This window comes from Elusimicrobiota bacterium (assembly GCA_016180815.1).
Classification (GTDB): Bacteria; Elusimicrobiota; Elusimicrobia; order JACQPE01; family JACQPE01; genus JACPAN01.
In genome coordinates this window covers 22,127-32,709 of record JACPAN010000028.1, presented here as the reverse complement: position 1 = coordinate 32,709, position 10,583 = coordinate 22,127, and the positions used below count along the sequence as shown (strand labels likewise).

General features: G+C 47.7%; 8 protein-coding genes. 4 read left to right on the top strand and 4 right to left on the bottom strand.

Annotation, left to right across the window (positions count from 1 at the left end):
- Positions 1 to 365: 365 nt before the first annotated feature.
- Positions 366 to 1,640: a hypothetical protein gene (locus HYT79_12145; GenBank protein MBI2071330.1), complete on the top strand. Its 1,275-nt coding sequence runs from the start codon at positions 366 to 368 to the stop codon at positions 1,638 to 1,640.
- A 4-nt stretch (positions 1,641 to 1,644) separates the two neighbouring features.
- Here HYT79_12145 and HYT79_12140 read toward each other — a convergent pair whose 3' ends face one another.
- Both HYT79_12140 and HYT79_12135 read right to left on the bottom strand, forming a co-directional pair.
- Entirely contained in the window at positions 1,645 to 2,841 is a 1,197-nt protein-coding gene (locus tag HYT79_12140; protein ID MBI2071329.1) for a hypothetical protein, read from the bottom strand.
- Positions 2,842 to 2,920: 79 nt separating this feature from the next.
- Positions 2,921 to 3,742, bottom strand: a complete 822-nt coding sequence (locus HYT79_12135) for a response regulator (GenBank protein MBI2071328.1) — start codon at positions 3,740 to 3,742, stop codon at positions 2,921 to 2,923.
- A 1,160-nt stretch (positions 3,743 to 4,902) separates the two neighbouring features.
- On the opposite strand from HYT79_12135, the gene HYT79_12130 reads away from it, so the two are divergent.
- Positions 4,903 to 5,127, top strand: a complete 225-nt coding sequence (locus HYT79_12130; protein MBI2071327.1) for a hypothetical protein — start codon at positions 4,903 to 4,905, stop codon at positions 5,125 to 5,127.
- Positions 5,128 to 5,553: 426 nt separating this feature from the next.
- On the opposite strand, the gene HYT79_12125 is transcribed toward HYT79_12130, so the two are convergent.
- Positions 5,554 to 5,706: a hypothetical protein gene (locus HYT79_12125; GenBank protein MBI2071326.1), complete on the bottom strand. Its 153-nt coding sequence runs from the start codon at positions 5,704 to 5,706 to the stop codon at positions 5,554 to 5,556.
- A 121-nt stretch (positions 5,707 to 5,827) separates the two neighbouring features.
- Complete coding sequence (locus HYT79_12120; GenBank protein MBI2071325.1) at positions 5,828 to 7,711, bottom strand: glycosyltransferase family 39 protein; 1,884 nt, start codon at positions 7,709 to 7,711, stop codon at positions 5,828 to 5,830.
- Between the two features lie 1,289 nt (positions 7,712 to 9,000).
- Here HYT79_12120 and HYT79_12115 point away from each other — a divergent pair.
- Complete coding sequence (locus HYT79_12115) at positions 9,001 to 10,380, top strand: hypothetical protein (GenBank protein ID MBI2071324.1); 1,380 nt, start codon at positions 9,001 to 9,003, stop codon at positions 10,378 to 10,380.
- Positions 10,377 to 10,583: a helix-turn-helix domain-containing protein gene (locus tag HYT79_12110; protein ID MBI2071323.1), complete on the top strand. Its 207-nt coding sequence runs from the start codon at positions 10,377 to 10,379 to the stop codon at positions 10,581 to 10,583. The genes HYT79_12115 and HYT79_12110 overlap by 4 nt, the downstream gene beginning before the upstream one ends.

The window sequence follows — 10,583 nt, the reverse complement described above, 5'->3', positions numbered from 1 at the left end:
GAGCGTTACCGAGCTGGCCAGTCACGTCAAATCTTGCGGATACAAGCATGAAGCCCGCGTTGGCATTGGCACAAAGAGTTGCAAATTTTTCATCTGCCTTGAACAAATCTTCGTTTGTAACTGAGAGAGGGTTTTCTGGATGAGCGATTGTTTTTGCTTCCGTAACTATCTGGACCGAATATCCAAACCCCTGCCCCACATCCCCCGTAACCGTGGCCTGGTATTCAAAAGAAAGCGTTGATCTTTGGATCAAGTAAGAGTCAGCGCCGGCAACGGCTGTCCAGTCAAGGGCGATGGTATCAGTGGCTGTTGGTCTGGCATAAAGGTCGGTTACCGGCTGAGGTTGGCTCCACAAGGAGACAGAAATGCCCGACAAGACAAAGGCAAAAACGAAACTATCTCTCCCCCTACTCATAAGCACATTAAGCCTAACAGAAGACCTGCGACTTCAGAGCGACATCAGGCGACATCGTGCGACAGGGCCAGGAACCTGGGTCCCCCAAAAGGGAAAGGGACCCCCCTTGCAACAAAAGCAAAAACACCTTATAAGCAATGGTGGCCTCATGGGACCAAAAAATGTCCTTTTCTTTAGCTTCTTTCTTCTAACTACCCCATTATGGGGGCAATCCCCCAACGTTGCAAGAAATTCAGTGCGTCAGCAATTACGGGAGGACCTAAAAAGACAACTTAGAGATAAATTGACCCGTGATCGCATCCGGGAAAACCATATAGAAAAAATAAACCAGGAAGCTAAAAGGGAGGGCATTCCTAATACCAAAATTGCCATCGATTCCAGGGGAAGAAGGGTCAGAATCGAGGAACGGTTGATATGGCCGGCGGATAATCAATTCAAACACATTCTTCTTAATTTTAGGGAGGGATCACTCCACTATTACTACGAGACTACGACAACGAAATATGGCCTTTCAAAAAACTTGGAAATGGCAAAAAACATTCTTAAGGAAAAAAAGTGGTGGACCAGTGCTCCTAACAACTGGATTACTTCCAGTGAAATGGCATTTTCAAACAGTATTGATATCATTCAGTTAAAAGGCACATATACTGATCCGGTCGCGGCTATCCAGGACTTTAAATCATGTGTTGATTCAAATTGTATCGAACCTGGAACTTTGGTCTGGGCGCATCAGACCAAAGAATACACATTACGACTCGTTGGTCCAGGTTACGATGTTATTAAAGAAAAGGAGATTTATAATTGGACGATAGCACCCAGTGGCCCATATAGCAACGTATGGTACTCAAACTCCTATGAAAAACAGGCTGTGAACCAAGCTGGCAATCTGGCAGCATCAGATGTTCCCCTGTATACCACCAGAATCAAGTCTGCACCATTCAAAGACTCAACATTGGAAATAACAAGGGTCGATTATAAGGATGGCTCTTGGATCGAGGCTGATTCTATGATCCTTAAAAATGGTCGCGTTGCCAATAAAAGCGAGATTCCTTCGATTGGCTCATCTCGGGATGCCTGGAATCAAGGATTTTATGCCGAGATAGTTTTTAGAGCCAAAGAGTTCCAAGGAAGAGATATAGACCTTGTCTACCAAGGCACAATGCCTGGCGGCGGAGTGGGTGTTATTCCGGTTGCCAGTGTAGCCCTTACTCAAATTGCCAAATAAATCGTCAAAATCGCCAAGCTAACCCTCCAAAATAATTAAGCAGAAAGTAATTGTAGGTGTAAGGTGCTTTATAAAAGTTATTAGACAAACCAAACCCAATATTCATTGCTATTTGCCACGCCCAACCTCCTCCTATAGGTGCCCCCAGCCTAAGTTCTAAGTTATCGCTTAAGGTAACGGTTTTATTCTCGCTATATTCTCCTCCGCTTTTTTGGGCATCGCGCCCCAGGTAGCCTCTAAGTATCACTTCATTGCTTAATTGTAGATAAGGCGGCTGCTTACGGAATCCCCAAAGTGGTTTCCAGGTAAGTTCTGCGTAATCATAATAATCTGGAATAAATTTAAGACGATCTAGATTGGCATCCAAATGATTCTGATTGGAATCGAGGTAAGTTAGGGAGATTTCCGACTCTTTCTTGCGCCTATCTGTAAAAAACCTGGTTTTTGATAGAGTAAACGTCAAATCGCGCCTCTTTTTGGCCGCATAGGTGCCGTCTTGGTTGATAATCTTTTGATCCTCATAAAGCCTTTGGATTAGAAACAGATCATAGCGTCCGGTCTTGTCTTCAGAGGGCTCGGAAAAAGCGGAACCCAAGGAAAGCTGGTGGTCTACGGAATCTAGGAGCTTTGAGCCTGGATTAAACTCTTCCTGGGCTAATTCCTGGCCGAAGCGAGCTCCGAGATTGTCCTTAAAGTTAGGGTATGTATTCTGGAAGAAATCGTAACCCAAGGACATGTATTCATTGGATTCCTGGTCGCCAAAAAATAAATCCGTGCCGAGATTGATTCTGCGGTAATCAAAAAGCCCCTTGCTCCAGGGTTCATCCTTGGTTTCGTTGAAGAAACCGCGTTTTATGCCGAGGCGGGGCTCAAGATTAATTTTGGTCTTAATCGGCATTACACCGCTGATATTCACCTGATGCGTCATAGATTGCTGGAAGAGATAGCCTCCTCCCACTAATTGCTCTGTATTGACGAAGTTGCCGTACTGGCCGGAGTAGCTCGCCATAATGGAACGCGCCTCATTCAGCCGGGTGGCCAAAGCCAGATTGCCGGACGCATTGCCGTTAAAAGAGGAGAGTTTCCTTTGGAAAAAGCTCTGGCCGAGGGCGGCGGAAAAATCCCCCACGTAAACCGTCTCCGCCCCTGCCCAAAGAGGGCAAACAAGCAACCCCCACCACAATACTATCTTGTGATGCATATCATCAGAAGTGTAAAGCCAAAAGGCCGGCTCTTCCAGCAGAAAAGATGAAACTTAAGCTTCCCAAAATGATCTACGGTTATCTAGGCCGTTTGGGCGGTTTCAATACGACGCCTGCTCCCTCAATCGTGGTAATATAGGCTCCCCATGGACCCAGGGTTTCCCTAAGCCGTTCAACTTGCCTTTGAGTAGACCTAGGGTTTGGAATATCATTAGGATCTTCAATCGTTTCATGGGCGAGAGTGGGAAAGGATACCGCCTGATGAGCTTTCTGCATAAGGCTTCGAAAAATCTTAAATTGGCAAGGCTTTTGGGTGAAGTTGATTTCTTCCTTGATTTTTCCACTGATCGTCAAGACCCGCAACTCGGTGTCGAGCTTAAAAATTCCTTCTTCGATAATACGCGCTGTGTCATTGGAAGGGAACCCGTTGGTTTTTAAAAAAGCCCCTGATTTGCCATTCGAGATGCAAGGCTGCTTTGCGATGCAGGCTGAATCCAGTTTTTCCCGAATACGTCTAAAGAGAAGGGGCATATCAAAGGGTTTGGTAATATCGGAATCCTTTTTAATATGGAGGCCACCCAAGTGTTCCGTAAATGTCTGAAGGACATTATCATCCTTTTTTTCCTTAGCGCTCATGGTGATGACGGGAATGTCTTGAGTTCTTGGGTCCTCCTTGAGCTTGATGTGAAGCGTACCGCCGTTGATATCAAAAAGATAATAATCGAGCAGAATTAAATCAGGTAAATCTTCCTGGGCAATAATAAGGCCTGTTTTCCCATTTGAGGCTGTCAACACGTGATAACCCTGGAGTTCCAAGGCATCTACAAGCAATTCCCGGATACCTTCTTCGTCGTCAATAACAAGAATTCTTTTTTTTGTTTCACCATTGCGACCTGCCATCGATGCCCCCCTCAAACCCAAATATAAAAATAATAACGCGAAGCCGTCATTGCCTCGGGTGTTGTGCTTTCTATTAGGTTAACACCGGCGTGAAATTTTTCAAGGGAGATTTTTCTCTAAACTATCATTTCAGCTAAAGTGGCGCTTTACACCTCGACCTTCCCTCACCCAAAGAAGGAAACAGGGGTCAAGTCCACGCTTGAGGCCGAGCGGACGTCCCAGCCTTTTTTGCGGAAGGCGCGGCTGAGAATGTTGATGATATCCGGATCGTCATCCACCACTAAAATTTTTGGAACCATAACACCCCCACCCCTGATTGAAATTTATCCTTAGCCCAGAGCCATCTGGTATTAGCCTAACCCCTGATGGAAGCTTTTTTCAAGAGCCAAGTCTTCACTTTTGGTGAACGACAGGGAGGCTGCTTGGAACAAGCGCTTTGACTGTGAACAGACCGGGCACCAAAGGTCATAATGAGCAATATCGCTGGGCCTGCGAGAAAACATATGCCCTTTGGCGCATTGCCATTTTAAAGGTCTCAGCATATTGAGATAGATTTTGGAAAGACAACGGCCTCCTTTTGATCGCGCCAGCTTGCACATGTCGCCAATCGTCCTTTCTTTGACGCCGGCGCACTCGGGACACCAGGTTCCCCGGCCGATCCCGCCACCATAGCAAGCGACCCATTCATGACCTTGTCGGCATCGCCAGCGAAGAGGGGTATCACCATTAAGGTATCGTTCCGACAGGCATTGGGGACACCAGTTGCCCTTCCTTATGTTAGATGCCAATGGTTGCCATTGATGTCCTTTGGCGCATTCAACCCTAAGGCGCGTAGAGCCGTTTTCAAATTCATAGGCTCTGCTCAGGCACCGACCGCCCTTGGCCGTTATCGTTTCCCACATCTCCTCAAAACTGTACGGAGTTCCCCTGACGGGATCGCACCGGGGGCATTGAAAACGCCGCTGCATCAGCCAAGGCAAGGCCCGAAACTGGTGCCCTTCGGCGCACTCCCAAAGAAGAGGGGTCTCGGCGCCTTTATAGGATTGAGAAAGGCATAAAGCGCGGTGTTGCCGGGCCAAGGAACGCATATCCTCGATGGTCTTTCCCAAGCCTTGACAGCGGGGGCACCATCTGCCCAGTCGTAACATGGCGCCCTTGGCATGCCAACAATGGCCGTTGCCGCAGCGAACCTTTATACGGGTGGTCATGGTTACCGGTCCGCGCGTGAGACAGGCGCCGCCCTTGGATTTAATCAGACGGACAACCTGATCAAAGGCGGGGCGGCAACGCTTCTCGTAGGCGCACCGGGAACACCAGAACCCGGCATTGACGACAAGATCCAGCGTCATGCGCCAGCGGTGTCCCTGGGCGCATCGCCATTGTAACGGTTTCTTGACATGAACATACTGTTGCGACAACAACACGCCGCCTTTGGCCTGGGCGATCGCCTGGACCCTGGAAAGGGTGTATTTGGCATTGTAAACACATTGCGGGCACCATGTAATTCTCAGAAAGACAATCCCCTCCGCGCGATTGAGCTATTCTGCGCATCTCATCAATGGTAAGTTTGGGTTTCCAGTTGCATTGATGGCACCAATGACCCCGAAGAACATGGGCCGGGGCCGTACTCCAGATATGACCTTTTACGCAGCGCCACTCCAGAGGAGTCCTCCGGTTGCCATAGCTTTCAGACAAACAGACGCCCCCTCGCTTTTGGGCCAGCCTTTGCATGTCTTGAATAGACCATCTTTTTTTCCCCACAAGGAACCCTCAGGAATGAATCCACGCTAAAAAAAGAAATTGAGATTTCTTCAGGAAAGCTGGCCGCATAACTTATCTAAATTTTCGCCTTCCGAACGAATAAGCCCGCGGGCATGGTCTTTGAGTTTTTTTTCCAGGTATCTACGCAAGCCGTCCGCAATAGACCAGTCGTCCTCAACGATCAAAATTTTCCCGCTCATCATCCCCCCTGCGTAGAATTTTAAACCACCAGGCTCCTGGTAAAGTTTGGCCCATAATCTCAAGAAAGGCAAGAAGAAAAATTAGGCTCGTCGGCTAAACCGAGTGCATCTGCGGCGACGGGGGTTACTTAAGATAGCCCAGGGCTTTTAACGCCAGGGTCCTGTAGCGCGATAAGACGGGGTCGGCAATACCGAGTTTTGAAATTCGTTCAAAGGCATTAAGAGCCAGCCTGGGTTGACCGTTTTTTAAATAAGCAATGCCAAGGTTGACCAATGCCTTGTGATTGCCAGGATCAAGCTGATTGGCCAAAAAGTTCAACCTCACGGCTTCGGCATAGTTTTTTTCCTCCATGCAAAGAATCCCCAAATTCATTAGGGCCGTGGCATAGAATTCTTTAACCTGCGGCGTAATGGCCATTCGCTGGGTCAATCCTGAATGCTGATCGTCTTTCATGGCAGGGATCAAATAATTCAATGCTTCGCGAGGCCGTTTTTCATCCAACAGAACCATCGCGGCAAGGCGTTTCGCCCATGCCATGCTTTTATCTAAAGCCAAAGCTCGTTGGGCTTCTCTAAGCGCGTGGCGTTTTTGGCCATATAGATAATAGTAATGGGCCAACATTTCATGAGCTTTCGCGTTGTTTGTAATGTCATAGATCAAAATGGAATAGCCGGCCCGGTCAATGGGTTGAAACATTTTAAGCCAATAAAAGGGGTCGGCGCCCAATTGAGGCGAAAAATAGACCCCTTGTAGTTTCGTGACGCTGATGGCCAAAATCTCCCGTTGGGGATTTGGCGTATTAATGTGCGGATGCTGTTCGGAAAATTCCGATAGAAAATCCTGAAACGTGAAGCCGATTGATTTTGGAGGCATGGGTCCAAAATAACTGAGAACGACTTCCGTATCAGGATGCTGCTTGAGGTAACGACGCAGATACGACAAATCCTGGCCCCAATCGATGTTTGAGTCCACTAAATAATGCCACCCTTTTTTAGCCCCGCCGAACATTTCATTGAAGTATTCCAGATGATGGGGACCGATGCTTACTGCCGAAAGAATATGCCATGGCAGCAGAAACAAGGCCGCAAGTTTAAGCCTTGGGCTTTGCGTAATCTTAGCGCACAACACATACAACAGCGGATAAATAGGCAAGATGTGCCGGTGGCCTATTTTAAGCGGGGTAAACATGCTGGCTGTAAGCAGAATAACAGCCGGCAAAAGAAGAAAGAAAACGGTGCGGGTGCGGATACGATCGCGAAATTCCAGCCAAAGCCCAATGGTTCCAAGCAGCAACACCGGGATCGTTGTTTTGGCAATAAAGGTAAAAAAGAAATAGTGCCAAAATCCGGTTGAAGAATACTGACCGGCCATATAACTCATCTGCCCACGGCTGATATACCTATAAGCACCCAAGACACCCTTGAAGTATTCATCAACATGGATGAAGCGATAGAAAAGAAGGATGGTTATGATCAGCGAAAGTGCTGCCAAGGGAAGATGTCGGGACAGCCTTGGTCCGGGTTTTTCACTGCTAAAGCGCATTGAACACCAAACGGCACCGATCAAGGCCGGTAACAGAATAATAGCGCTGTGCTTGGATAGCAGCGCCAGGGCCGCGCAAACGCCTAAACCTATGGCTCTGACGGCGACAGGTTTCTCGTAATAAAGCCAGCAACTATACGTAGCCATGAAAAAAAAGGCCGTGATCAGAAGATCCTCGGTAGCTAAAGACGAGTGGGCTAAGATGTTCGGACAAAATGAATACAGAGCCAGGGCCAGCAATCCGCCTTTAATCCCATAGAGTTGCCTAGCCCAGATAAAGATTGCCAGCGCCAACAAAAGGGATGCGGCAAGAATGATGAAACGGCCAGGCATTAGCATGCCTTCGGTAGAAACAAAATTGTTGAAAATAAAATCCTGCACAAACGGAACAGCCCTGCTCCATTCGCTGGGTTCGGGCGATCTGGCATAAATAGCATCTTTCCAAAGTTGTGTATCCGTTCTCATGCGCACATTTGTAAAAATCAAGGGCAAGCTAACCAAGGACATAGGCAAAATGCCCTTATCTTTTCTTAGCCTGAAATCTCCTGTATTCCAAAGACTGTATCCTGCGGTAATAAAATAAGGTTCGTCGTAAGTGGCCGAATGATTAAGAATCGCCCGGCCGCCCTGAAGGGCCAAGCCAAACAGACACAGCGATGACAGTGTCCAAATTACCCAACGATGAAGATTTATGTTTTTTATTGACACCGGCTCTTGAGAAGGTAACTTTTGTTTATTGGTCAAGGTGGAAAAATTGAAGAGAATCGTCGCATTGAGCGGCTTTGACAATGGTTTCCGATCAAAATTTTTTCGCTCATGACCCCCCCGGCTATTGTAGTTGGAAATTTAAAAGATCGTTCTTTGCGATCCTGTTCAAGCCTAACGCTGCCCAGGGATTTTTTCAAGGGCAAAAACCGGCGAACATAGACTAAGAATCAAGCATGCTTAAACTTCGATTTTTCCGCACCCCAAAACCAATTCGTAAACAAGCGTAAACAAAATTAAAGAAAAATAGCCCGACGAAATCCTGCGGTTAACCGTAAACAACCGTAAATTATCGTAAACATCGCCGCTCCCTTCTTTTTTGTCGGTCCCCTTATTGGGTTTTAATGGCGAGGCATGAGATCAGACGTAATTTGGCTTTATGCGGATGTCGCGCTTGGGGAGCCTGTTTTTTCCGCACTTTGCCTCAATACTCCTCAACAACGTTACAACTCGTTAATGTCTAACTTTTGGATCAGCCTTTTCCTCTCCCTCGGAAAACAGCCTACCGAACCAGAGAGGTCGTTATGATTCGTTATAAGTCGTTATTCCTTAATTCTTTGTTTTGCCAAATTCATGTTTTGGCCCCAAGGGGCTATATAGTCTGGTTATGAAGTTTGAGGGGTCAAAGAAAAAGCCATATGCACGACGAATACACCACCGGCTTCATTGGCGTAAACTTGAGCTACGGGGCTGGTGTATTGGTTTGTACCCCCTTTCCTTGGTTTCCGCCACTGGCGTTCTTGAAATTGTTCGTTTTATTGCGTTAATGTCCCGCCCCCTGCCGTTTGGAGGCTTTTGTTTCGCGGTGGAGGGTGGTCAGTCTTCGCTGGCGCGAACCCTGACCACCCTCCACCCACCAGCTAAGCACAACAATGCTGTGAGCTGGTGTTTAGGTGGTGAATGTCTCCCAAACGGCAGGGGGCGAGGCAATTGGTAAGACTCTCGGTTGGGAAGGATTGGAGGTCTAAGGAATGGGGGTTGAGGAAGGGATGATTGAGATAGGGAAGAAAGAGGAATCTTTGGGGAATGGGATTTATAGGAATGATGAATTAAAAGAAAACGGCAATTTAAAACCGGAAAAGGAAAAAGAACGATTAACCATAACCCCCAAGATGCTGGATTTGATGGGGGTGATGGCGGAACATGACTTTTTAACGATTCATGAAGCCAAGCTGATTTATTCCAATGAGAGTCATGCCTACAAGGTCTTAGCCCAACTTAAAGACGAAGGCATTATCCGCGCCTTTGAGAGTTACGGCAAGCCCAAACAAGCCTATTGTTTGACGCCGGCCGGATACAAGCTTTTGGAAGGCCAGGGAAAACTAAGGGTCCGTTCCCGCTTCGATCCAGGCCAATATAAGTCTGTTGTCTTCAACCACAGCATCGCTTGCGCCAGGGTCCGCTTAATCCTGTCCAAGAATCCCTTGATCACGGACTATATGCCTGAAAGCATGATCCGGGAGCGATTCCCTAACGATAAGAAAATCCCGGACGGGATGATCCGATTCAAGCGCTCCAAGGAAGAGGGCGGCTTTCAAGTAGCCATTGAAGTCGAATTAACCCTAAAGAACAGGGACAAACTCAAAGAAGCCTTTGGAGAACTGACGAATTGGCGCGGCATCAAGGCCGCCTGGTATATCTGCAAGGATCAGAACCTGGTTAATTCTTTGAGGGGCTTTTTAATGGATGGACTTGAAGGCCCTTTTCCAGATGCGCCTTTTTTCTATTTTACGACCCTGGACATTATTGAAAACAGCAAATGGCTGCTTTGGGATGCGCGGGGAGGGAGCTATTCCTTTGGGCTGGATAACAGAACTTGGCCGCCGGAGCCGGAAAAGAAGGATTCCCCGCAAGAGCCGCTGGCCGGTGAAGAAACCGGCCCCAGCGCTCATGAAGAATCGGCCGCTGCCGATTTAACGCAAAAAATAGCGGTTTCCCAGCCACAGGTTAAAAAAGACGACGCGGCCGACCATGTGGATTTTTTAGATCGGGTCTGGAAGAAATACGAACCAAGCCGGGTTCAGGCCCCTGTCCGGATCGAAGACCCTCGTTATTTTTTTGAACAGGCACAGCGGCCTTACATTGAAGAAGGACTTCACGTATTTTTTTGGTTTCTCTGGGGGCAGGCGTGTATGGCTGTGATCGGCATATGGGCCCTGAGCATCGTTGGATTTAAAAGCGGGGTTATTTATCAAAACGTCCGTTCTGTTTATCATTTTTATTTGATTCGGCGCGATGAAGCCACGGCTAAGGCTGTGTGGTGGGGGGCTGTACTTGCCTGCGCCGGTCAAAAAACAGGTTTAGTTGTGCCGTCTAATAACTGCGGCGATAAAAATCATCAGGTATCTAAAGGAGGATCATTTCGATGAACACGCAAATTGAAGAATCAAAAAGACTCTTGACTCCAAAAGAAACAGCCCAATATCTGGCTGTTTCCCAGAAAACCGTCTACAAATGGGTGTTCTTTAGAAAGATACCCTGCGTTAAGCTGGGCAAGGCGCTGAGATTCGACAAAACGGAGATTGACCGGTGGGTGGATGGGCAGAGAAAGGCCGGAGCGCCAGCCGTCTGA